At 64.9% G+C, this 23041-nt stretch carries 27 protein-coding genes and 1 tRNA gene; 21 read left to right on the top strand and 7 right to left on the bottom strand.

Annotation, left to right across the window (positions count from 1 at the left end; all coding sequences use genetic code 11):
- Window positions 1–4: 4 nt before the first annotated feature.
- The 6 genes from BM060_RS08030 to BM060_RS08010 form a co-directional block, all read right to left on the bottom strand.
- Window positions 5–382, bottom strand: a complete 378-nt coding sequence (locus BM060_RS08030) for a hypothetical protein (protein WP_074979006.1) — start codon at window positions 380–382, stop codon at window positions 5–7.
- A complete protein-coding gene (locus tag BM060_RS08025; RefSeq protein ID WP_074979004.1) occupies window positions 379–657 on the bottom strand; it encodes a hypothetical protein in 279 nt (92 codons plus the stop codon). The genes BM060_RS08030 and BM060_RS08025 overlap by 4 nt, the downstream gene beginning before the upstream one ends.
- 429 nt (window positions 658–1086) lie before the next feature.
- Complete coding sequence (locus BM060_RS08020; RefSeq protein WP_074979002.1) at window positions 1087–1296, bottom strand: helix-turn-helix transcriptional regulator; 210 nt, start codon at window positions 1294–1296, stop codon at window positions 1087–1089.
- A gap of 89 nt (window positions 1297–1385) precedes the next feature.
- Window positions 1386–1805 carry a hypothetical protein gene (locus BM060_RS32295; protein WP_135499962.1) on the bottom strand — a complete coding sequence of 140 codons (420 nt, stop codon included), beginning with the start codon at window positions 1803–1805 and terminating at the stop codon, window positions 1386–1388.
- Window positions 1802–3007, bottom strand: coding sequence for a tyrosine-type recombinase/integrase (locus tag BM060_RS08015; protein WP_074979000.1), 1206 nt, complete (start codon window positions 3005–3007; stop codon window positions 1802–1804). The genes BM060_RS32295 and BM060_RS08015 overlap by 4 nt, the downstream gene beginning before the upstream one ends.
- Window positions 3008–3215: 208 nt before the next feature.
- Window positions 3216–3301 (bottom strand) — tRNA-Leu (locus BM060_RS08010).
- Between the two features lie 103 nt (window positions 3302–3404).
- On the opposite strand from BM060_RS08010, the gene queA reads away from it, so the two are divergent.
- The 6 genes from queA (at window position 3405) to BM060_RS07980 (ending at window position 9539) form a co-directional block, all read left to right on the top strand.
- Window positions 3405–4448: a tRNA preQ1(34) S-adenosylmethionine ribosyltransferase-isomerase QueA gene (gene queA / locus BM060_RS08005; protein WP_074978996.1), complete on the top strand. Its 1044-nt coding sequence runs from the start codon at window positions 3405–3407 to the stop codon at window positions 4446–4448.
- Window positions 4449–4460: 12 nt separating this feature from the next.
- Window positions 4461–5579, top strand: a complete 1119-nt coding sequence (gene tgt / locus BM060_RS08000; protein ID WP_134163504.1) for a tRNA guanosine(34) transglycosylase Tgt — start codon at window positions 4461–4463, stop codon at window positions 5577–5579.
- 39 nt (window positions 5580–5618) lie between these two features.
- Window positions 5619–5960: a preprotein translocase subunit YajC gene (gene yajC, locus BM060_RS07995; protein WP_074978993.1), complete on the top strand. Its 342-nt coding sequence runs from the start codon at window positions 5619–5621 to the stop codon at window positions 5958–5960.
- A 66-nt stretch (window positions 5961–6026) separates the two neighbouring features.
- Window positions 6027–7889, top strand: coding sequence for a protein translocase subunit SecD (secD, locus tag BM060_RS07990; protein WP_074978991.1), 1863 nt, complete (start codon window positions 6027–6029; stop codon window positions 7887–7889).
- 13 nt (window positions 7890–7902) lie between these two features.
- Window positions 7903–8820, top strand: coding sequence for a protein translocase subunit SecF (gene secF / locus BM060_RS07985; RefSeq protein WP_009616157.1), 918 nt, complete (start codon window positions 7903–7905; stop codon window positions 8818–8820).
- 182 nt (window positions 8821–9002) lie between these two features.
- Window positions 9003–9539, top strand: coding sequence for a glycine zipper 2TM domain-containing protein (locus BM060_RS07980; protein ID WP_009616158.1), 537 nt, complete (start codon window positions 9003–9005; stop codon window positions 9537–9539).
- Window positions 9540–9937: 398 nt separating this feature from the next.
- Here the strand turns inward: BM060_RS07980 and suhB are convergent, their stop codons facing one another.
- Window positions 9938–10753, bottom strand: coding sequence for a type III secretion system regulator SuhB (gene suhB, locus BM060_RS07975; RefSeq protein WP_043315890.1), 816 nt, complete (start codon window positions 10751–10753; stop codon window positions 9938–9940).
- Window positions 10754–10905: 152 nt separating this feature from the next.
- On the opposite strand from suhB, the gene trmJ reads away from it, so the two are divergent.
- The 15 genes from trmJ (at window position 10906) to ispG (ending at window position 23025) form a co-directional block, all read left to right on the top strand.
- Entirely contained in the window at window positions 10906–11685 is a 780-nt protein-coding gene (gene trmJ, locus BM060_RS07970) for a tRNA (cytosine(32)/uridine(32)-2'-O)-methyltransferase TrmJ (protein ID WP_074978989.1), read from the top strand.
- Complete coding sequence (cysE, locus tag BM060_RS07965; protein ID WP_009616161.1) at window positions 11678–12454, top strand: serine O-acetyltransferase; 777 nt, start codon at window positions 11678–11680, stop codon at window positions 12452–12454. Before trmJ ends, cysE begins: the two co-directional genes overlap by 8 nt.
- A 140-nt stretch (window positions 12455–12594) precedes the next feature.
- The gene (gene iscR / locus BM060_RS07960; RefSeq protein WP_009616162.1) at window positions 12595–13092 is read left to right on the top strand and encodes a Fe-S cluster assembly transcriptional regulator IscR; all 498 of its coding nucleotides are present in this window, start codon (window positions 12595–12597) and stop codon (window positions 13090–13092) included.
- Between the two features lie 28 nt (window positions 13093–13120).
- Window positions 13121–14335, top strand: a complete 1215-nt coding sequence (locus BM060_RS07955) for an IscS subfamily cysteine desulfurase (RefSeq protein ID WP_074978986.1) — start codon at window positions 13121–13123, stop codon at window positions 14333–14335.
- A gap of 28 nt (window positions 14336–14363) precedes the next feature.
- On the top strand, window positions 14364–14750 hold the full coding sequence (iscU, locus tag BM060_RS07950) for a Fe-S cluster assembly scaffold IscU (RefSeq protein WP_074978984.1): 387 nt from the start codon (window positions 14364–14366) through the stop codon (window positions 14748–14750).
- Between the two features lie 25 nt (window positions 14751–14775).
- Window positions 14776–15099: an iron-sulfur cluster assembly protein IscA gene (gene iscA, locus BM060_RS07945; protein WP_009616165.1), complete on the top strand. Its 324-nt coding sequence runs from the start codon at window positions 14776–14778 to the stop codon at window positions 15097–15099.
- Between the two features lie 7 nt (window positions 15100–15106).
- The gene (gene hscB / locus BM060_RS07940) at window positions 15107–15628 is read left to right on the top strand and encodes a co-chaperone HscB (protein WP_043273029.1); all 522 of its coding nucleotides are present in this window, start codon (window positions 15107–15109) and stop codon (window positions 15626–15628) included.
- Window positions 15629–15673: 45 nt separating this feature from the next.
- Complete coding sequence (gene hscA / locus BM060_RS07935) at window positions 15674–17533, top strand: Fe-S protein assembly chaperone HscA (RefSeq protein ID WP_074978981.1); 1860 nt, start codon at window positions 15674–15676, stop codon at window positions 17531–17533.
- Window positions 17534–17539: 6 nt separating this feature from the next.
- Window positions 17540–17878 (top strand): ISC system 2Fe-2S type ferredoxin, encoded by a 339-nt coding sequence (gene fdx, locus BM060_RS07930; protein WP_074978979.1) that lies wholly within the window; start codon window positions 17540–17542, stop codon window positions 17876–17878.
- Between the two features lie 10 nt (window positions 17879–17888).
- The gene (gene iscX / locus BM060_RS07925; RefSeq protein ID WP_074978977.1) at window positions 17889–18089 is read left to right on the top strand and encodes a Fe-S cluster assembly protein IscX; all 201 of its coding nucleotides are present in this window, start codon (window positions 17889–17891) and stop codon (window positions 18087–18089) included.
- 414 nt (window positions 18090–18503) lie between these two features.
- Window positions 18504–18935, top strand: coding sequence for a nucleoside-diphosphate kinase (gene ndk / locus BM060_RS07920; RefSeq protein ID WP_074978975.1), 432 nt, complete (start codon window positions 18504–18506; stop codon window positions 18933–18935).
- Window positions 18936–18962: 27 nt separating this feature from the next.
- Window positions 18963–20105: a dual-specificity RNA methyltransferase RlmN gene (gene rlmN / locus BM060_RS07915; RefSeq protein ID WP_074979114.1), complete on the top strand. Its 1143-nt coding sequence runs from the start codon at window positions 18963–18965 to the stop codon at window positions 20103–20105.
- A gap of 18 nt (window positions 20106–20123) precedes the next feature.
- Window positions 20124–20879 carry a type IV pilus biogenesis/stability protein PilW gene (pilW, locus tag BM060_RS07910; RefSeq protein ID WP_009616172.1) on the top strand — a complete coding sequence of 252 codons (756 nt, stop codon included), beginning with the start codon at window positions 20124–20126 and terminating at the stop codon, window positions 20877–20879.
- The gene (locus tag BM060_RS07905; RefSeq protein ID WP_074978972.1) at window positions 20876–21910 is read left to right on the top strand and encodes a helix-turn-helix domain-containing protein; all 1035 of its coding nucleotides are present in this window, start codon (window positions 20876–20878) and stop codon (window positions 21908–21910) included. The genes pilW and BM060_RS07905 overlap by 4 nt, the downstream gene beginning before the upstream one ends.
- 2 nt (window positions 21911–21912) lie before the next feature.
- Window positions 21913–23025 carry a flavodoxin-dependent (E)-4-hydroxy-3-methylbut-2-enyl-diphosphate synthase gene (gene ispG, locus BM060_RS07900; protein ID WP_009616174.1) on the top strand — a complete coding sequence of 371 codons (1113 nt, stop codon included), beginning with the start codon at window positions 21913–21915 and terminating at the stop codon, window positions 23023–23025.
- Window positions 23026–23041 lie beyond the last annotated feature (16 nt).

The raw sequence follows: 23041 nt of genomic DNA, 5'->3' as shown, positions 1-23041 counted from the left end.
TCAGTTACTCCAGGTCGGGATCGAAAGGAGTTGCGCCAGCCTGGAGTGCGCGCATCCCAATAATCGCCAATGCCGCGATACCAGTAGCAAAGCCGTCCTCAACCCCATGTCCGCAAACCCTCCAGTTTGGAGAGCTGAAGACGTTCCTGAGGGTAAGAAAGGCGTTACGCTCGCTGCCCTTCTGCAGCATTTGCAGTTCACGAACCAGAGTAAGGCCATGCGCGAAATCGATGTTCCATTGATCGATTTTTGGCTCAACACGTGCGGGGCTCCAAAAATCGAAGCGCCTGCAATGACCGTCCTCGTAGGTGTCGACAAAGCTCAGCTCATCGAACTTGCGCAGAGTCTTGCAGCGGGGAAGCTTGGTGATAGAGGCGTTCATTCCATATCCCCCTTCTCTACCGGTTGAGCTGCTGCGGCAAGCTCCCTGTCCATGTCAGCGGCGCGCTGATCGGAATAGGTCATCAGGTCATAGGTCAGGTAGTTGGCAAGCCCGGCCAAGGTCTTGGCGCGCTCCACTCGAGTTTCCAGCGCGGCCTTTCCATCAGAAAGCGCCTCACTGATGCTCACCGAAATGGCGTGCAGCCAACTGGCTTGTTCCCTGCAATAACGGGCGTGCTCGATGCCATCGTCGGCGATGCTTTCAATGGTGCTCATTTGCCACCTCCTGCGCTTCAAGAGCGCGAGCGCGGGCCATGGCGGCGTTGTAGCGAGCCAGACGGACGGAGAGGGAGGAGTTGCTGCGAAGGGCAGAGAAGGCGCGGGCCTTCCAGGCGGCAGCATGAGTAGACGGATTGCGAGTGTGCATGGTGTAGCTCCTAACGTTGAGGAGCTGCCACCGATCGCGGCCAAGCGATTGGAGGGTGGCAGCTGTACGCGGGTTGGCCGACCGGGACGTTAGGCACCCGGCACACCCGAAGGTGTCCCGCGCACAGCCGCCATAACACGAATGTGCGGACGCAAAAAAAGCGCCTGCAACGGTATGGAGGGCGCCTGTGCGCCTAACGATGTTCGACCGGCCAAGGTCGGTCACGGGATTTACCGTGACGGTCCCAATGTAGCTCTGAGGTGAGATGAGTGCAAGCATTAGGCGGCACTCCTCTCGGCGATACGCGCGTCCATCCAGGCGCGCACTTCGCTTTCCTGCCAAGCCGTGGTCATGGGGCCGAGTTTTACTTGAGTGGGGAAGGTGCCGTCCGCGATCCGGCGGTACAGATCTGACTTGCTGAGCGAGGTAATAGACAGCACCTCTTTGATGCGGATGAAGCGTTGGGGCTGGTTTGCTTTGTCTGCCATCGCACTAGCCTCCTTGGGGCTGGTTGGGAGCGACGGTCAGATTTTCGTGGCACATCTTGAGACTAAAAAGCCGGGGGGGTTTAGTCTCTCTACTCGGTTCTTTTAAGTGAGCGCTCTATTGTTTTTACATGGGCTCCACGCACTTCAGCGATCCAGCGCTTTGCTTCTGCTGCAGACATTTCCATAAACCGTACGGAGCGGTCGAACATTTCACGGTTAATTTTGTCTTCCAGCGCAGTGAATTGCGCGGGGCGACGCCCCTGAGATATGGGAATCAAGAACGGTAGCAAGAATGCTGGGATAGGTATTTCTGCTCCCAGCATCGCATCTAGTTGCTCTCGATCATGCCCCTCAATCGCTCGCTGGACAGCATGCACGTAATCGACGTTCCACATGCGCGCGTTTCCGTCCAACATTCCACGCTTCCACAATGAAAATTCTTCATCGGTAAGCGGCTCGTCCAACTTTTCGGCACGAGCGAGAAGTGCTGTCCATTCTGTTTTGTTCATGCTCGCCTAATGCTCATGACGTTTGCACCAGCGCACAGCGCGGCGATTTCGTCAGCCCAGGCTTGCATCATCTGCCGGCGCTGATCGAGGTAGTGGGCATGGTTGTAGGTGTCGCGCATCTCGTCGGCATCACCATGGGCCAACTGACGTTCTATCCAGTCGCGGTTGTAGCCGCGGCTGTTCAGCTCGGTGCTCAGTAGATGGCGGAATCCATGTCCGGTCTGCCGGCCCTTGTAGCCAGCCTCTGAAAGCGCCTTGTTGATGGTGTTCTCGCTCATGGGGCGCGAGCTGCTATTGCGTCCGGAGAACACTAGATCATGGTGGCCAGTGATCTGATGGAGCTGGCGCAGGATATCCACAGCCTGAGTGGGTAGCGGAACCAGGTGAGGTCGGCGCGCCTTCATCCGCTCCTTGGGGATCGACCAGGTTGCCGCATCGAGGTCGAATTCGCTCCAAGGTGCGGCGCGTAGTTCACCTGGGCGAACACCTGTGAGTACCAGCAAGTGAATGGCGCTGCGAGTGAGTACGTTGGTTCTGGCTGCGTCGACCTTGCGGAGCAATTCGGGAAGCTCAGCGATCGAGACGTGCGGGTGGTGGCGAGTATCGGGTGCGTGAGCGGCCACCACATCCAAATCTGTTGCCGGATTGGAGTTGACTGATCCCTTGGCCAGGCCGAAGCGGAAAATCTGGCCGAGCCATTGCCGAACCTTGCGGGCGACATTGTGAGCTCCGCGGTTCTCGATGCTGCGTAGCAGTTCCACCAACTCGGGGCGAGTGACTTCAACGACAGGGCGCATGCCGATGTTGGGGATGATGTCGTTGTCGAGGTAGAGGCGCGCTTTGTACGCGCTCGCTTCTGCCCAGCGAGGGGCTCGATATGTGTACCACTCGTTCGCCAGCATCTTGAAGGTATACACCTCGGCTTCCCGGGCCTTCTTTTCCGCTTGCTTGTGTTCGGAAGGATCGATGCCGGATGACACATGGGCACGAGCACGATCGCGCAACTCCCGGGCCTTCGCGAGCGTGACGGCAGGGTAGGCGCCAAGGCTGATCATCTTGGGCTTTCCGGCGTGGCGATAGCGGAAGCGCCAGAGCTTGCTGCCGGTGGTGGTGATTTCGAGGCAAAGGCCGAGGGAGTCAGAGAGGCGGTAGAGCTTCTCCTTGGGCTTGGCGGCGCGGACTGCGGAATCTGTGAGAGGCACGGCATTCCCCTTGAAGCCACGCCAGGCGCAGATCAAGTGGCCTGGTGTGAGTAGAAAATCAGGACCGAACTGGCTCTACTCACGAATCTACTCACAAAAAGTTGGGCTTACAAGGGAATGCATGGGAACGCTGGGCACAAAAAAACCGGCTCAAGGGCCGGTTTTCCTGGTGTCTTGGGCTTTCTGAGGAAAGCTTGGGACTATGTCGTGGTGCCCCGGGAGAGACTCGAACTCTCACTCTGTCGCCAGAAACGGATTTTGAATCCGCCGCGTCTACCATTCCGCCACCGAGGCAATGGCGCGGCAGTATAGGGAGGCCCTCGGTACCGGTCAATCCACCCGCGTGGCGATGCCATCGCAATTCCAGTAATATATCCGGCCCTTCGAGATATACCCCATGCGCGTCGCCGACTTCCATTTCGATCTGCCCGAGGCCCTGATCGCCCGCCATCCGCTCGCCGAACGTCGCGCCAGCCGCCTGCTGGTGCTGGACGGGCCGAGCGGCGCCCTCAGCCACCGTCACTTCGCCGACCTGCTGGAATACCTGCGGCCGGGCGACCTGATGGTGTTCAACAACACCCGGGTGATCCCGGCGCGGCTGTTCGGCCAGAAGGAATCCGGCGGCAAGCTGGAAATCCTCGTCGAGCGCGTGCTGGACAGCCGCCGCGTGCTGGCCCACGTGCGTTCGAGCAAGTCGCCCAAGCCGGGTTCGAAGATCCTCATCGACGGTGGCGCCGAGGCGCAGATGCTGCAGCGCCACGACGCGCTGTTCGAACTGGGCTTCGCCGAAGACGTGCTGCCGCTGCTGGAGCGCGTCGGGCACATGCCGCTGCCGCCCTATATAGACAGGCCCGACGAGGCCGCCGACCGCGAGCGCTACCAGACCGTCTACGCCGAGCGCGCCGGCGCTGTGGCCGCGCCCACTGCCGGGCTGCACTTCGACGAGGGCCTGCTGCAGGCCATCCGCGAGAAGGGCGTGGACACCGCCTTCGTCACCCTGCACGTCGGCGCCGGCACCTTCCAGCCGGTGCGCGTGGAGAAGATCGAAGACCACCACATGCACAGCGAGTGGCTGGAGGTCGGCCAGGACGTGGTCGACGCCGTGGCCGCCTGCCGCGCCCGTGGCGGCCGGGTGATCGCCGTCGGCACCACCAGCGTGCGTTCGCTGGAGAGCGCGGCCCGCGACGGTCAGCTCAAGCCGTTCAGCGGCGACACCGACATCTTTCTCTACCCGGGCCGGCCGTTCCATGTGGTCGATGCCCTGGTGACCAACTTCCACCTGCCCGAATCGACCCTGCTGATGCTGGTCTCGGCCTTCGCCGGCTATCCGCAGACCATGGCCGCCTATGCCGCGGCGGTGGAGCACGAGTACCGTTTCTTCAGCTACGGCGATGCCATGTTCATCACCCGCAACCCCGCGCCGCGCGGGCCCGAGGACTGATCCATGAGTTTCATGAAGTTCGAACTGCTGGCCACCGACGGCAAGGCCCGGCGCGGCCGCCTGAGCTTCCCCCGCGGGGTGGTGGAGACCCCAGCGTTCATGCCGGTGGGCACCTACGGCACGGTCAAGGGCATGTTGCCGCGCGACATCGAGGGCATCGGTGCGCAGATCATCCTCGGCAACACCTTCCACCTGTGGCTGCGCCCGGGCACCGAGGTGATCCGCAAGCACGGCGACCTGCACGACTTCATGCAGTGGCAGGGGCCGATCCTCACCGACTCCGGCGGTTTCCAGGTGTTCAGCCTGGGCGCGCTGCGCAAGATCAAGGAAGAGGGCGTGTACTTCGCCTCGCCGGTGGACGGCGCCAAGGTCTTCATGGGCCCCGAGGAGTCCATGGCGGTGCAGCGCGCGCTGGGCTCGGACATCGTGATGATCTTCGACGAGTGCACCCCGTACCCGGCCGAGTTCGACGTGGCCAAGCGTTCCATGGAGCTGTCGCTGCGCTGGGCCAAGCGCTCGAAGATCGCCCATGGCGACAGCCCCTCGGCGCTGTTCGGCATCGTCCAGGGCGGCATGCATGAAGAGCTGCGCATGCGCTCGCTGGAAGGCCTGCAGGAGATCGGCTTCGACGGCCTGGCCATCGGCGGCCTGTCGGTGGGCGAGCCCAAGGAAGAGATGATCCGCGTGCTGGACTTCCTGCCGCCACGCATGCCGGCCGACAAACCCCGTTACCTGATGGGGGTGGGCAAACCCGAGGACCTCGTGGAAGGTGTGCGCCGCGGCGTCGACATGTTCGACTGCGTGATGCCCACGCGCAACGCGCGCAACGGCCATCTGTTCGTCGACACCGGGGTGATCAAGATTCGCAACGCCGTGCACAAGCACGACGAATCGCCGCTGGACCCGACCTGCGATTGCTACACCTGCAAGCACTTCTCCCGCGCCTACCTCTACCACCTGGACAAGTGCGGGGAAATGCTCGGCAGCATGCTCAATACCATCCATAACTTGCGGCATTATCAGCGGCTTATGGCTGGTTTGCGCGAGGCAATCCAACAGGGTACATTGGCCGCCTTTGTCGACGCCTTCTATGCCAAACGCGGCCTTCCGACGCCGCCGCTGGGCGATTGATCCCGATTTTCCAAAAGAATATAGAGACAGGAGTATCCGATGAGCTTTCTGATTCCCGCCGCCTACGCCGACGCCGCTGCTCCCGCGGCCGCCGCAGGCCCGATGGGCACTGGTTTTGAGTGGGTCTTCCTGGTCGGCTTCCTGGTCATCTTCTACCTGATGATCTGGCGCCCGCAGGCCAAGCGTAACAAGGAGCACAAGAGCCTCCTGTCCAACCTGCAGAAGGGTGACGAAGTCGTCACTTCCGCCGGTATCGCCGGCAAGGTGCTGAAAGTCGCCGAGGACTTCGTGGTCGTCGAGGTCGCGGACAACGTCGAGCTGAAGTTCCAGAAGGGCGCCATCGCCGCGACCCTGCCGAAAGGCACGCTCAAGGCCATCTGAGTTCCAGGCAAAGAAAACCAATAGACGGGGCGCATGAAGCGCCCCGCGTCATAACGGGCGGTACCAATGCTCAACAAATATCCCCTGTGGAAATACCTGCTGATCCTGGCGGTGCTTGCCGTCGGTTTCATCTATTCCGCACCCAACCTCTACCCGGACGATCCGGCCGTGCAGGTCAGCGGCGCCAGCAGCGCGCTGCAGATCACCCAGGCCGACATCGACAAGGCCAGCAAGGCGCTGACCGACGCCGGCATCGCCGTCAAGGCGGGCAGCCTCGGCAAGAACAGCGGCCTGATCCGCCTGGTCAAGCAGGAAGACCAGCTTCCCGCCAAGGACATCGTGCGTCGCGCCCTGGGCGACGACTACGTGGTCGCCCTGAACCTGGCGCAGACCACCCCGAACTGGCTGCGCAACATCGCCGCCCACCCGATGAAGCTGGGCCTCGACCTTTCCGGCGGCGTGCACTTCCTCCTCGAAGTGGACATGGACAAGGCCGTCGACGCCCGCCTGAACGTCTACGAGAGCGAGATCAAGAGCGCACTGCGCAAGGAGCGCCTGCGCTACCGCAGCCTGCCGGTGCAGGACCGCGCCATCCAGCTGGGCTTCACCGACGACGAATCGCTGGACAAGGCCAAGGCGCTGATCGCCAAGGACTACCGCGACTTCGAGGTGACCCAGGATTCGCGCAACGGCATGCAGGTGCTGCGCCTGGCCATGACCGCGGCCAAGCTCGCCGAGATCCGCGAATACTCGATCAAGCAGAACCTCACCACCGTGCGCAACCGCGTCAACGAGCTGGGCGTGTCCGAGCCGCTGGTGCAGCGCCAGGGCGCCAACCGCATCGTGGTCGAGCTGCCGGGCGTGCAGGACACCGCCGAAGCCAAGCGCATCCTCGGCAAGACCGCCAACCTGGAGTTCCGCCTGGCCGCCGAGCCCGACGCCATCAAGTCGGCCACCGAGACCTTCGAATTCCGCGAGCCGCGCCGCCCGCCGGTGGCCCTGGAGCGCAGCGTGATCATCACCGGTGACCAGGTCACCGACGCCAGCGCCAGCTTCGACGAGAACGGCCGTCCGCAGGTGAACATCCGCCTCGACGGCCACGGCGGCGAGCTGATGAACCGCGCCACCCGCAACAACGTCGGCCGCAGCATGGCCGTGGTGTTCATCGAGCAGAAGCCGATCACCCGCTATGCCAAGCAGGTGGTCGACGGCGTCGAGCAGGAAGTCGCCGTCCCGGCCTTCAAGGAAGAGAAGAAGATCATCAGCCTGGCGACCATCCAGTCGGCCCTGGGCAACCAGTTCCGCATCACCGGCCTCGACGGCCCGGGCGAGTCCTCGGAACTGGCCCTGCTGCTGCGCGCCGGCGGCCTGGCCGCGCCGATGTACTTCGCCGAGGAACGCACCATCGGCCCGAGCCTGGGTGCGGACAACATCGCCAAGGGCATCGACGCCTCCCTGTGGGGCATGGTGTTCGTGTCGCTGTTCATCATCGTCATCTACCGCTTCTTCGGCGTGGTCGCCACCGTCGCCCTGGCCTTCAACATGGTCCTGCTGGTGGCGCTGATGTCGATCCTCGGCGCGACCCTGACGCTGCCGGGCATCGCCGGTATCGTGCTGACCATGGGCATGGCGGTGGACGCCAACGTGCTGATCTTCTCGCGGATACGCGAGGAACTGGCCGGCGGCATGTCGGTGCAGCGCGCCATCCACGAAGGCTTCAACCGCGCCTTCACCGCCATCGTCGACGCCAACCTGACCTCGCTGCTGGTCGGCGGCATCCTCTACGCCATGGGCACCGGCCCGGTGAAGGGCTTCGCCGTGACCATGTCGCTGGGCATTCTCACCTCGATGTTCACGGCCATCATGGTCACCCGCGCAATGGTCAACCTGATCTTCGGCGGGCGTGACTTCAAGAAGCTGTGGATCTAAGGGGGATCATGAGATGAATATCAAGATCGGTACCATCAACTTCATGGGCGTGCGCAACATTGCGTTCGCCGCCACCCTGGTCCTCACCCTGATCGCCCTCGGCAGCTGGATCACCAAGGGCATCAACTTCGGCCTGGACTTCACCGGTGGCACCCTCATCGAGCTGAACTACCAGCAGCCGGCCGACCTGGGCAAGGTCCGCGACGAGCTGGTCAAGGCCGGCTACGCCGAGGCCGTGGTGCAGAGCTTCGGCGACACCAGGGACGTGCTGGTGCGCATGCCCAGCGAAGACCCGGAGCTGGGCAAGAAGGTCGCCGCGGCGCTGCAGCAGGCCGACACCCAGAACCCGGCCAGCCTCAAGCGCGTGGAGTACGTCGGCCCGCAGGTCGGCGAGGAACTGCGCGACCAGGGCGGCCTGGGCATGCTCCTGGCCCTGGGCGGCATCCTCATCTACGTCGGCTTCCGCTTCCAGTGGAAGTTCGCCGTGGGCGCCATCCTCTCGCTGATCCACGACGCCATCATCGTGATGGGCGTGCTGTCGTTCTTCCAGATCACCTTCGACCTGACCGTGCTCGCCGCGGTGCTGGCGGTGGTGGGCTACTCGCTGAACGACACCATCGTGATCTTCGACCGGGTGCGCGAGAACTTCCGCGTGCTGCGCAAGGCCAGCCTGATCGAGAACATCAACATCTCGACCAGCCAGACCCTGCTGCGGACCCTGGCCACCTCGATCTCCACCCTGCTGGCCATCGCCGCGCTGCTGTTCTTCGCCGGCGACAACCTGTTCGGCTTCTCCATCGCGCTGTTCGTCGGCGTGCTGGCCGGCACCTACTCGTCGATCTACATCGCCGACGTGGTGCTGATCTGGCTGAAGCTCTCGGCCGAGGACCTGATCCCGCCGCAGGCCAAGGAAGTCGACGACCGCCCCTGAGGCCGTCCTGCCGTCCTTCGAAACTCCCGCTCCGGCGGGAGTTTTTCTTTGTGCGCGATCCGGCCGTGTGTCGGCATGCAGTGGCGCATCGTGAAGGAATGTCGGAACTTTCCTAAGAATTCCCTGCTCCAAGGCAAGGACAAGGGCAGGTGCCCGTATGAAAGGAAAGCCAGGAGGTCTATGTGAACAAGTCGTTGCTCATCGGTACCGTGTTGGGCGCAGTCGGCGTTACGGCGGGTGGAGCGGTGGCCACGTACAGCCTGGTGGACCGCGGCCCCGAGTATGCCGAGGTGGTCGCTGTCCAGCCGGTCAAGGAGACCATCAAGACTCCGCGCCAGGTCTGCAAGGACGTGGCGGTCACCCACCAGCGCCCGGTCAAGGACCAGCACCAGATCGTCGGCACCGCCATCGGCGCCATCGCCGGCGGCCTGCTGGGCAACCAGATCGGCGGCGGCAATGGCAAGAAGATCGCCACCGTGGCCGGTGCGGTCGGCGGCGGCTACGCCGGCAACAAGGTGCAGGAAGGCATGCAGGAGCGTGACACCTACACCACCACCGAAACCCGCTGCAGCACCGTGAACGACACCAGCGAGAAAGTGGTGGGCTACGACGTCAAGTACATGCTCGACGGCAAGGCCGGCCAGGTGCGCATGGACCGCGACCCGGGCAGCCAGATCCCGGTGGACAAGAGCGGCCGGTTGATCCTCAGCCAGCAGTAAGCATCGAAGCACGAGAAGGCGCCCCGCGGGGCGCCTTCTTCGTTTCCGGCAGAAGCTCTTTGTAGGAGCGAGCTTGCTCGCGAATGAGCCTCGTAGCGGAGTCTGTTCGCGAGCAAGCTCGCTCCTACGAGAATCCGTGCCGCCCATAGCGTAGGAGCGGATCTTATCCGCGAATCGCGCCGATACCTCCGGCTATCGCGGACAAGGTCCGCTCCTACAGGGGGCTGTGCCGAGGTGCTTTCGTAGGATGGGTTGAGCTTGCGATACCCATCGGGCCATGGTGATGGGTATCGCTTCGCTCAACCCATCCTACGGGGAGTTGAGCTTGCCGGAGGACTCGCTGGATGCGCCCAACAAAAAGCCCGGCACATGGCCGGGCTTTTTCATTCCGCTGGCGCTCAGCGCTTGAACGACGGCGGCAGGTGCGGCTGGATGCTGGTCAGCAGCGCCTTGAAGCACTTGGTGTTGCCGGCGACGATGTGGCCCTTCTCGAGGAATTCGTGGCTGCCGGTGAAGTCGCTCACCAGGCCGCCGGCTTCCTGTACCAGCAGGGCGCCCGCAGCCATGTCCCACTCGGACAGGCCGAACTCCCAGAAGGCGTCGAAGCGGCCGGCCGCGACGTAGGCCAGGTCCAGGCTGGCGGCGCCGGCGCGGCGGATGCCGGCGGTCTGGCCGACCAGGCTGCGGAACATGCCCAGGTAGGCGTCCAGATGGTCCAGCTGGCTGTCGCGGAACGGGAAGCCGGTGCCCAGCAGGGCGCCTTCCAGGCTCTTGCGGTTGCTCACCCGCAGGCGGCGGCCGTTCAGCGCGGCGCCGCGGCCGCGGCTGGCGGTGAACTCTTCCTGGCGCACCGGGTCGAGGACCACGGCGTGCTCCAGACGGCCCTTGTACTTGCAGGCGATGCTGACGGCGAAGTGCGGGACGCCGTGGATGAAGTTGGTGGTGCCATCCAGCGGGTCGATGATCCACAGGTAGTCGGCGCCTTCGCCGCTGCCTTCGAGGAAGCCGCCTTCCTCGCCCATGATGCCGTGGTTCGGGTAGGCCTTGCGCAGGGCGGTGACGATGCTGAGTTCGGCGGCGCGATCGACTTCGGTGACGTAGTCCTTGGCGTCTTTTTCGTTGACCGAGAGGGTGTCCAGGCGTTCGATGGAGCGGAAGATCAGTTCACCGGCGCTGCGGGCCGCGCGCAGGGCGATGTTCAGCATGGGCTGCATGGAGAGGTCACCTGGATGATGTTAAAGAAAGCCGAACATTGTACCAGAAAACCGTGGCGCTCATAGGGCGGCCTGTCGCTTGCGTGGCGCAAGACCGAGCGCTGCGGTAGGATTCCGTTCCTTTTCGTATCTGCTTGTGTGGAGAGCTTCGGTTGCTCGACAGAATTCGCGTGGTGCTGGTGAACACCAGTCATCCCGGCAATATCGGCGGTACCGCCCGGGCCATGAAGAACATGGGCCTGTCGCGCCTGGTGCTGGTCGACCCCATGGACTTCCCCAGCGGCGAGGCGGTGGCCCGCGCCTCCGGGGCGACCGACATCCTCGACGCCGCCCAGGTGGTGCCGACCCTGGAGGACGCCCTGGTGGGCTGCAGCCTGGTGCTCGGCACCAGCGCCCGTGACCGGCGCATCCCCTGGCCGTTGCTCGACCCCCGCGAGTGCGCGACCACCAGCCTGCAGCACGCCCAGCAGGGCGGCGAGGTGGCCCTGGTGTTCGGCCGCGAGTACGCGGGTTTGACCAACGAAGAATTGCAGCGATGTCAGTTCCACGTGCACATTCCCGCCAACCCCGAGTTCAGCTCGCTGAACCTGGCGACGGCGGTCCAGGTGCTCGCCTACGAGGTGCGCATGGCCTGGCTGGCCGCCGAAGGCCAGCCGACCAAGCAGGAGAAGCTGGAGACCACCGCCATGCTCAACAGCCTGCCGGTCACCGCCGACGAGCTGGAGCGCTTCTACGCGCACCTGGAGTCCACCCTGGTCGACATCGGCTTCCTCGACCCGCAGAAGCCGCGGCACCTGATGTCGCGCCTGCGCCGCCTGTATGGCCGCGCCGGGGTCAGCAAGCTGGAGATGAATATCCTCCGGGGTATCCTCACCGAAACACAGAAGGTCGCGCAGGGCGCGGCCTGCAAGCGGAGTGAAGATGATGTTTGAGCGTGTGCGCGAAGATATCCAGAGCGTATTCCATCGCGACCCGGCAGCGCGCAATGCCTTCGAGGTACTCACCTGCTACCCCGGCCTGCACGCCGTGTGGCTGCACCGCCTGGCCCACCTGCTGTGGACCTCCGGCTGGAAGTGGCTGGCGCGCCTGGTGTCCAACTTCGGTCGCTGGATGACCGGCATCGAGATCCACCCCGGCGCCAGGATCGGCCGGCGCTTCTTCATCGACCACGGCATGGGCATCGTCATCGGCGAGACCGCCGAGATCGGTGACGACGTCACCCTCTACCAGGGCGTGACCCTCGGCGGCACCAGCTGGAACAAGGGCAAGCGCCACCCGACCCTGGCCGATGGCGTGGTGGTCGGCGCCGGCGCCAAGGTACTCGGCCCGTTCACCGTCGGCGCCGGGGCGAAAGTGGGCTCCAATGCCGTGGTCACCAAGGAAGTGCCCCCGGGCGCCACCGTGGTGGGCATTCCCGGGCGTATCATCATGAAGGACGACGCCGAGCAGCAGGCCAAGCGCCAGGCCATGGCCGAGAAGCTCGGCTTCGACGCCTACGGCGTCAGCCAGGACATGCCCGACCCGGTGGCCCGCGCCATCGGTCAGTTGCTCGACCACCTGCAGGCGGTGGACGGCCGGCTGGAGGGCATGTGCCAGGCGCTGACGGCCCTGGGTAGCGACTATTGTGCGAAAAAGCTGCCGGAGCTGCGTGAAGAGGACTTCGCCGGCGTCAAGGATGAAGAGGGCAAGGCGGCGCATTGATGCGCCGCTAACGATTTCCTGCTACATTATGCCGCCCTTCGCTGGCTAATCCCGAGTAATTTGATAGGTCTTATAGTTGACTTAAATACTCGGAAAATGGCATTCTTCTGCCAGTCCAGTGATCCATTCGGGAATGTCCCATGCGTTTGACCACCAAAGGCCGCTATGCCGTAACTGCCATGCTCGACCTGGCGTTGCATGCCCAGCGTGGTCCGGTTTCCCTGGCGGACATTTCCGAGCGCCAGGGCATATCCCTGTCCTATCTCGAACAGCTGTTCGCCAAGTTGCGCCGTGGCAACCTGGTGACCAGCGTGCGCGGTCCCGGCGGCGGCTACCAGCTGTCCCGCGACATGGCCGGCATCCACGTCGCCCAGGTGATCGATGCGGTCAACGAGTCGGTCGACGCCACGCGCTGCCAAGGGCAGGGGGATTGCCACTCCGGCGACACTTGCCTGACCCACCACCTTTGGTGCGACCTCAGCCAGCAGATCCACGAATTCCTCAGCGGCATCAGCCTCGCCGACCTGGTCGAGCGCCGAGAAGTCCAGGAAGTCGCGCAGCGGCAGGATGAGCGTCGTTGCGGAGGCACCGGCAAACGGCCGAGCCTCGATAAGATTGAAGCGTCCGCCATCGATTGAGCGCGCGCCAGCCTGTAGGAGTTACCTGATGAAATTGCCGATCTACCTCGACTACTCCGCCACCACCCCGGTGGACCCGCGCGTCGCTCAGAAGATGGCTGACTGCCTGCTGGTGGACGGCAACTTCGGCAACCCCGCCTCGCGCTCCCACGTGTTCGGCTGGAAGGCCGAGGAAGCCGTGGAGAACGCCCGCCGCCAGGTCGCCGAGCTGGTCAATGCCGACCCCCGCGAGATCGTCTGGACCTCCGGCGCGACCGAGTCCGACAACCTCGCCATCAAGGGCGTGGCGCACTTCTACGGCAGCAAGGGCAAGCACATCGTCACCTCGAAGATCGAGCACAAGGCGGTGCTGGACACCACCCGCCAGCTGGAGCGCGAAGGCTTCGAAGTGACTTACCTCGACCCCACCGAGGAAGGCCTGATCACCCCGGCCATGGTCGAGGCGGCGCTGCGTGACGACACCATCCTGGTCTCGATCATGCACGTGAACAACGAGATCGGCACCATCAACGACATCGCCGCCATCGGCGAGCTGACCCGCTCGCGCGGCATCCTGTTCCACGTCGACGCCGCGCAGTCCACCGGCAAGGTCGACATCGACCTGGACAAGCTCAAGGTCGACCTGATGTCCTTCTCCGCCCACAAGACCTACGGTCCCAAGGGCATCGGCGCCCTGTACGTGCGCCGCAAGCCGCGCGTGCGCCTGGAAGCCCAGATGCACGGTGGCGGCCACGAGCGCGGCATGCGTTCGGGCACCCTGGCCACCCACCAGATCGTCGGCATGGGCGAGGCCTTCCGCATCGCCAAGGAAGAGATGCACGCCGAGAACGAGCGCATCCGCGCCCTGCGCGACCGCTTCTTCGCCAAGCTCGACGGCCTGGAGGAGCTCTACGTCAACGGCAGCCTGACCCAGCGCGTGCCGCACAACCTGAATCTGAGCTTCAACTACGTGGAAGGCGAGTCGCTGATCATGGCCCTGAAGGACCTCGCGGTCTCTTCCGGTTCGGCCTGCACCTCCGCCTCCCTGGAGCCGTCCTACGTGCTGCGCGCCCTGGGCCGCAACGACGAGCTGGCGCACAGTTCCATCCGTTTCACCTTCGGCCGCTTCACCACCGAGGAAGAGGTCGATTACGCCGCCGGTATCGTGGGGCAAGCCGTTTCCAAGCTGCGCGAGCTCTCGCCGCTGTGGGACATGTTCAAAGAGGGTGTCGACCTGTCCAAGGTCGAATGGCAGGCCCACTGACCCGCCCCATAGAGAGTGAGGATTAGCCATGGCATACAGTGACAAGGTCATCGACCACTACGAAAACCCGCGCAACGTCGGCAAGCTCGACGCCGAGGATCCCGATGTCGGCACCGGCATGGTCGGCGCGCCGGCCTGCGGCGACGTGATGCGCCTGCAGATCAAGGTCAACGAGCAGGGCGTGATCGAAGACGCCAAGTTCAAGACCTACGGCTGCGGTTCGGCCATCGCCTCCAGCTCCCTCGCCACTGAGTGGATGAAGGGCAAGACCCTGGACGAGGCCGAAGCCATCAAGAACACCACCATCGCCGAAGAGCTGGCCCTGCCGCCGGTGAAGATCCACTGCTCGGTGCTCGCCGAGGACGCCATCAAGGCGGCCGTGCGCGACTACAAGCAGAAGAAGGGTCTGCTCTAACCGCTCAGTTGAGTAAGGAGTTCCCATGGCCATCAGCATGACCGAAGCCGCCGCCAAGCATGTCCAGCGCTCCCTCGAGGGGCGCGGCAAGGGCGAGGGCATTCGTCTTGGCGTGCGCACCACCGGGTGTTCCGGCCTGGCCTACGTGCTCGAGTTCGTCGATGAGCTGGCGCCCGAGGACCTGGTCTACGAGAGCCACGGCGTGAAGGTCATCATCGACCCGAAGAGCCTGGTCTACCTCGACGGCACCGAGTTGGACTTCACCAAGGAAGGCCTCAACGAGGGCTTCAAGTTCAACAACCCGAACGTTCGTGGCGAGTGCGGCTGCGGCGAAAGCTTCAACGTCTGAGGCCGGCGTGGGTAGTCCTTGTCACTTCGCGCTCTTCGACCTGCAGCCGGCTTTCCGCCTCGATCTGGATGCCCTTGGCCAGCGTTATCGTGAGCTGGTCCGCAGCGTCCACCCGGACCGCTTCGCCGATGCTTCCGAGCGCGAGCAGCGCGTGGCGCTGGAGCGCGCCGCCGAGCTGAACGACGCCTACCAGACGCTGAAGAGCGCGCCGCGCCGGGCGCTGTACCTGCTGTCCCTGCGTGGCCAGGCGCTGCCGCTGGAAGCCACGGTGCAGGACCCGGAGTTCCTCCTGCAGCAGATGCAGCTGCGCGAGGAGTTGGAAGACCTGCAGGACAGCGCCGATCTGGATGGCGTAGCCGCCTTCAAGCGCCGCCTGAAGGCTGCCCAGCAGCAGCTGGAGGACAGCTTCGCCGATTGCTGGGACGACGCCGCGCGCCGCGAGCAAGCCGAGCGCCTGGTGCGCCGCATGCAGTTTCTCGACAAGCTGGCGCAGGAAGTGCGCCAACTCGAAGAGCGACTCGACGATTAATCCGCGCGGCCCGCGCCGCGCCCGTTACGCCTGATTAGAAGCCGCATGGTCCTATTGCAGATCGCCGAGCCCGGACAAACCCCTCAGCCGCACCAGCGCCGGCTGGCCGTGGGCATCGACCTGGGCACCACCAATTCCCTGGTCGCCGCCGTACGCAGCGGCGTCGCCGCACCCCTGGCCGATGCCGAGGGGCGCCTGATCCTGCCGTCGGCGGTGCGCTACCTGGCCGACCGCGTCGAGGTCGGCGAGTCGGTCAAGCGCGGCGCCTCCGCCGACCCGCTGAACTCCATCATCTCGGTCAAGCGCCTGATGGGCCGTGGCCTGGAGGATGTGAAGCAGCTCGGTGGCCAGTTGCCCTACCGCTTCACCCAGGGCGAGTCGCACATGCCGTTCATCGAGACCGTGCAGGGCCCGAAAAGCCCGGTCGAGGTCTCCGCGGAAATCCTCCGCAGCCTGCGCCAGCGCGCCGAAGCCACCCTGGGCGGTGAGCTGGTCGGCGCGGTGATCACGGTGCCGGCGTATTTCGACGACGCCCAGCGCCAAGCCACCAAGGACGCCGCGCGCCTGGCCGGCCTGCACGTGCTGCGCCTGCTCAACGAGCCCACCGCCGCGGCGGTCGCCTACGGCCTGGACAAGAACGCCGAGGGCGTGGTGGCCATCTATGACCTGGGCGGCGGCACCTTCGACATTTCCATCCTGCGCCTGACCCGTGGCGTCTTCGAGGTCCTGGCCACCGGCGGCGACAGCGCGCTGGGCGGCGACGACTTCGACCATGCCATCGCCAGTTGGATCATCCAGCAGGCCGGCGCTTCCGACGACCTCGACCCGGGCAGCCAGCGCCAACTGCTGCAGGCCGCCTGCGCGGCGAAGGAAGCCCTGACCCTCAACGAAAGCGTCGAGGTCGCCTATGGCGACTGGCGCGGCAAGCTGGACCGCAGCCAGCTGGATGCCCTGATCGAACCCTTCGTCGCCCGCAGCCTCAAGGCCTGCCGCCGCGCCGTGCGCGACTCCGGCATCGAGCTGGAGGACATCGGCGCCGTGGTCATGGTCGGCGGCTCCACCCGCGTGCCGCGCGTGCGCCAGGCGGTGGGCGAGCTGTTCGGCCGCGAGCCGCTGGTGGATATCGACCCCGACCAGGTGGTGGCCATCGGCGCCGCCATCCAGGCCGATGCCCTGGCCGGCAACAAGCGCGGCGAAGAGCTGCTGTTGCTGGACGTCATCCCGCTGTCCCTGGGGCTCGAGACCATGGGCGGGCTGATGGAGAAGGTGATCCCGCGCAACACCACCATCCCGGTGGCCCGCGCCCAGGAATTCACCACCTACAAGGATGGCCAGACGGCCATGATGATCCACGTGCTGCAGGGCGAGCGCGAGCTGGTCAAGGACTGCCGCTCCCTGGCGCGCTTCGAGCTGCGCGGCATCCCGCCGATGGTGGCCGGCGCGGCGAAGATCCGCGTCAGCTTCCAGGTGGACGCCGACGGCCTGCTGGCGGTGTCCGCCCGCGAGATGAGCTCCGGCGTCGAGGCGAGCATCCAGGTCAAGCCGTCCTACGGCCTGACCGACGGCGAGATCGCCCGCATGCTGCAGGACTCCTTCCAGTACGCCGGCGACGACATGAACGCCCGTGCGCTGCGCGAGCAGCAGGTGGAGGCCGAGCGCCTGCTCGAAGCCGTGCGCTCGGCGCTGGACGCCGATGGCGAGCGCCTGCTGGACGCCGACGAGCGGCTGGCCATCGAGGCCGGCATGGATACCCTGCGCGAACTGGCCGCCGGTAGCGATACCGCCGCCATCGAGCAACAGATCAAGCGTCTGTCCCAGGTGACCGACGCCTTCGCCGCGCGACGGATGGACGCTTCCGTCAAGGCCGCCCTGGCCGGTCGCCGGCTCAACGAAATCGAGGAATAAGCGAAGATGCCGCAGATCGTATTTCTGCCCCACCCCGAGCATTGCCCGGAGGGCGCGGTGGTCGAGGCCCAGCCGGGCGAGACCATCCTCAAGGCTGCGCTGCGCAACGGCATCGACATCGAGCACGCCTGCGAGATGTCCTGCGCCTGCACCACCTGCCACGTGGTCGTGCGCGAGGGCTTCAACTCCATGGAGCCTTCCGACGAGCTGGAAGACGACATGCTGGACAAGGCCTGGGGCCTGGAGCCTGATTCGCGCCTGTCCTGCCAGGCGGTGGTGGCGGACGAGGACCTGGTGGTGGAGATTCCGAAATACACCATCAACCAGGTTTCCGAAGGTCATTGAGGGAGCGGACATGAGCCTGAAATGGACCGATGTGCTGGAAATCGCCATCCAGCTGGCGGAAAGCCATCCCGACGTGGACCCGCACTACGTCAACTTCGTCGACCTGCACAACTGGGTGGTCGGCCTGCCGGAGTTCAGCGACGATCCGTCGCGTGGCGGCGAGAAAGTCCTGGAAGCCATCCAGGGCGCCTGGATCGAAGAGGCGGACTGAAAGCGGCGGCAGGCTACAGGCGGCAGGCTGCAGGTGAAGAGCGGGCCTTTCGTAGGATGGGTTGAGCTTGCGAAACCCATGCGGCCACTGTGATGGGTATCGCTTCGCTCAACCCATCCTACGGGTGTGGAAGTGGCCTTTCGCTTTCGCCTGCCGCTTGCGGCCTGTAGCTTGCAGCTGCCCTTATGCTTTTCCCCGAACCCGCGTATAATTCGCGGGTTTTATCTTTAGGTGTTCGGTCAGGTTCCCCGCGGTACCTGCCGGCGCCTGCCGGAACGCCGAGCGTGTACCGGCCCCGTGCGTGCCAGCCAGAGGCTGCCGCTGTCGCGCGGCTCACCCTGAATCACAGAAGCTCCTGGGGCCGCCCCAGGGGCTTCTCGGCATTACCAACCTTGCTTTTCGGAGTTATCCCAAATGGCCCTGCAACGTACCTTCTCCATCATCAAGCCCGACGCCGTCGCCAAGAACGTCATCGGCGAAATCCTGACCCGCTTCGAGAAGGCCGGTCTGCGCGTCGTCGCTTCCAAGATGGTCCAGCTGTCCGAGCGCGAAGCCGGCGGCTTCTACGCCGAGCACAAAGAGCGTCCCTTCTTCAAGGACCTGGTTGCCTTCATGACCTCCGGCCCGGTCGTCGTTCAGGTTCTGGAAGGCGAAGACGCCATCCTGAAAAACCGTGAGCTGATGGGCGCCACCGATCCGAAGAAAGCCGACGCCGGCACCATCCGCGCCGATTTCGCCGTTTCCATCGACGAGAACGCCGTTCACGGTTCCGACTCGGAAGCTTCGGCTGCCCGCGAGATCGCCTACTTCTTCTCCAGCACCGAGGTGTGCGAGCGCATTCGCTGATCCAGGCGAATGGGCGAGGGTGAATCCATGACTGATACCGCTGCAAAGGCCAACCTGCTGGGCATGACCAAGCCCCAGCTCGAGGAATTCTTCGAGTCCATCGGTGAAAAGCGCTTCCGCGCCGGCCAGGTGATGCAATGGATTCACCACTTTGGCGCCGAGGATTTCGACGCCATGACCAATGTCGGCAAGGCCTTGCGCGAAAAGCTCAAGGCCCGTGCCGAGATCCGCGGCCCCGAAGTGGTCAGCCAGGACATCTCCAGCGACGGCACCCGCAAGTGGGTGGTGCGCGTGGCGTCCGGCAGCTGCGTCGAGACCGTGTACATCCCGCAGAACGGCCGCGGCACCCTGTGCGTGTCGTCCCAGGCCGGCTGCGCCCTGGATTGCAGCTTCTGCTCCACCGGCAAGCAGGGCTTCAACAGCGACCTGACCTCCGCCGAGATCATCGGCCAGGTGTGGCTCGCCAACAAATCCTTCGGCACCGTGCCCGGCAAGATCGACCGCGCCATCACCAACGTGGTGATGATGGGCATGGGCGAGCCGCTGCTGAACTTCGATAACGTCGTCACCGCCATGAGCATCATGATGGAGGACTTCGGCTACGGCATCTCCAAGCGCAAGGTGACGTTGTCCACCTCCGGCGTGGTGCCGATGATCGACAAGCTCGGCGAAGTCACCGACGTGTCCCTGGCGCTGTCGCTGCACGCGCCCAACGACGAGCTGCGCAACCAACTGGTGCCGATCAACAAGAAGTATCCCCTGGCGGTGCTGCTGGACGCCTGCCAGCGCTACATCACCCGCCTGGGCAAGGAGCGCGTGCTGACCGTCGAGTACACCCTGCTCAAGGACGTCAACGACCAGCCCGAGCACGCTGAGCAGATGATCGCATTGCTCAAGGAAATTCCTTGCAAGATCAACCTGATTCCGTTTAATCCGTTCCCCCATTCCGGTTACGAGCGGCCGAGCAACAACTCGATCCGCCGTTTCCAGGACATGCTGCACAAGGGCGGCTTCAACGTCACCGTGCGCACCACCCGCGGCGACGACATCGACGCCGCCTGCGGCCAACTGGTCGGCCAGGTGATGGACCGTACCCGTCGCAGCGAACGCTACATCGCCGTACGCCAGCTGGCGGCCGACGCCGAGAAGGCGCCCGCCAATCGAAACTGATCTCGAGGGAGGATTCCGATGACCTTGCGCGCCGCGCTGTTCGTGTTCCTGGCCAGCCTGCTGGCGGGTTGCGTGACGTCTGGGAAGCAGGATCCCCTGAGCACCGCCAAGGGCCGTGAAGAGGCCCGCGACGCCTACATCCAGCTGGCCATCGGCTACCTGCAGAACGGCAATACCGAGCAGGCCAAGGTGCCGCTGCGCCAGGCCCTGGAGCTGGACTCCTCGAGCGCCGACGCCCACGCTGCGCTGGCCCTGGTCTACCAGCAGGAGATGGAGCCCAAGCTGTCCGAGCAGGAATACCGCAAGGCATTGTCCTCGCGCTCGGATGCGCGCATCTGGAACAACTACGGCAGCTTCCTGTACGAACAGAAGCGCTACGACGAGGCCACCAATGCCTTCCAGAAGGCCGCCGAGGACAGCCTCTACCCGGAGCGCTCGCGGGTCTTCGAGAACCTCGGCCTGGTCAGCCTCCAGCTGAAGCAGCGCGAGCAGGCCAAGCAGTACTTCGAAAAGGCCCTGCGCCTGAACCGCCGGCAGCCCAGCGCCTTGCTGGAAATGTCGCAGCTGTCCTATGACGATCGCCAGTACGTGCCGGCGCGCGACTACTACAACGAATACCTGAAGCAGGGACAGCAGAACGCCAAGAGCCTGCTGCTGGGCGTGCGGCTGGCGCGGGTCTTTGACGACAAGGACACCGCCGCCAGCTACGGCCTGCAGCTCAAGCGCCTGTATCCCGCATCCCCCGAATACCAGGCATACCAGGCAGAGAAATGATGAAGACGTCGCAGCCAGAAGTCGCCAGCACGAGCCGCGCCAATCCGGGTGAGGCCTTGCGCCAGGCGCGCGAGAGCAGGGGCTGGTCGACCTCGCAGGTGGCCGGTCAGCTGAACCTCACCGAGAATTCCCTGCGCCAGCTGGAGCTGGGCAATTTCGACAAGCTGCCGGGCCACACCTTCGCCCGCGGCTACGTGCGCGCCTACGCCAAGCTGCTGGGCATGGACCAGGCGCAGATGGTCACCGCCTTCGACCAGTTCACCGGCACCGACGCCACCGGCAGCAACGTGCAGAGCCTCGGCCGGGTGGCCGAGCCGATGCGCCTGTCGCGCAACCTGCTGCGCCTGTTCAGCCTGCTGCTGCTGGCGATCCTGGTGGGCTTCGGCTACTTCTGGTGGCAGGAGCGCGCCGGGCGCAACCTCGCCGAGAACAGCGGCCTGAACCTGGAGCACGTCGAGGTCGAGAGCGCCGACGGCACCACCGAGGTGCACAGCCTCGACGAGCCCGAAGACCAGGCCGTCGCCGAAGACAAGGCCAGCGCGCCGAGCGAGCCGGCCGGCGATACCGCCGCCGCCGAGCCCGAACAGAACGCCGAAGCCCCGGCCAACCCGGCCGAGGCCGCGCCCCAGGTGGCCGCCCCTGCAGCGCCGACTGCTCCCGCCGTACCGGCCGCCAACACTGCTGCCGTGCCTGCGACTCCGGTCGCTCCGGTTGTCCCGGCGGTCCCGGCTGCGCCCGCTGCCGAACCTGTTGCTCCGGCTGCCGCTCCGGTGGTGGCTTCGGCCGGCCAGGGCGTGGTCAAGGTGCAGTTCATCGCCGACTGCTGGACCCAGGTCACCGACGCCGACGGCAAGGTCCTGGTCAGCGCGCTCAAGCGCAAGGGCGACTCTATGGAAGTCGCCGCCAAGGTTCCCCTGGAGCTGCGCCTGGGCTTCGCCCGCGGCGCCCAGGTCAGCTACAACGGCCAGCCGGTCGACGTTTCGCCCTATTCCCGCGGCGAGACGGCACGCATGAAGTTGGGTGGTAACTAAAGATGCATTGCGCTTCTCCGATCAAACGCCGCCAGTCCCGCAAGATCTGGGTCGGCTCGGTGCCGGTGGGCGGTGACGCGCCCATCGCCGTACAGAGCATGACCAACACCGATACGCTGGACGTGGCCGCCACCGTCGCGCAGATCCGCCGCCTGGAAGACGCCGGCGCGGACATCGTGCGCGTCTCGGTGCCGGACATGGACGCGGCCGAGGCCTTCGGCAAGATCAAGCAGCAGGTCCGCGTGCCGCTGGTGGCCGACATCCACTTCGACTACAAGATCGCCCTGCGCGTGGCCGAGCTGGGCGTCGACTGCCTGCGCATCAACCCCGGCAACATCGGCCGCGAGGACCGCGTCAAGGCGGTGGTGGACGCGGCCCGCGACAAGAACATCCCGATCCGCATCGGCGTCAACGCCGGTTCGCTGGAGAAGGACCTGCAGAAGAAATACGGCGAGCCGACCCCCGAGGCCCTGCTGGAATCGGCCATGCGCCACGTCGAGCATCTCCAGCGCCTGGACTTCCAGAACTTCAAGGTCAGCGTGAAGGCTTCCGACGTGTTCATGGCCGTGGCGGCCTACCGCCTGCTGGCCAAGGAAATCGAGCAGCCGCTGCACCTGGGCATCACCGAGGCCGGCGGCCTGCGTTCGGGCACCGTGAAGTCCGCGGTGGGCCTGGGCATGCTGCTGGCCGAGGGCATCGGCGACACCATCCGCATCTCCCTGGCCGCCGACCCGGTGGAAGAGATCAAGGTCGGTTTCGACATCCTCAAGTCCCTGCACCTGCGCTCGCGCGGCATCAACTTCATCGCCTGCCCGAGCTGCTCGCGGCAGAACTTCGACGTGGTCAAGACCATGAACGAGCTGGAAGGCCGCCTCGAAGACCTGCTGGTGCCGATGGACGTGGCCGTGATCGGCTGCGTGGTCAACGGCCCGGGCGAGGCCAAGGAGGCCCACATCGGCCTCACCGGCGGCACGCCGAACAACCTCGTCTACATCGACGGCAAGCCGGCGCAGAAGCTGCAGAACGAAAACCTGGTGGATGAGCTGGAACGGCTGATCCGCGAAAAAGCGGCCGCCAAGGCCGAAGCCGACGCCGCCCTGATCGTGCGCGGCTGACCGCAACAAGGACAAC

The sequence above is a fragment of the Pseudomonas citronellolis genome, assembly GCF_900112375.1.
Classification (GTDB): domain Bacteria; phylum Pseudomonadota; class Gammaproteobacteria; order Pseudomonadales; family Pseudomonadaceae; genus Pseudomonas; species Pseudomonas citronellolis.
This window is presented reverse-complemented; position numbering and strand designations above follow the sequence as displayed.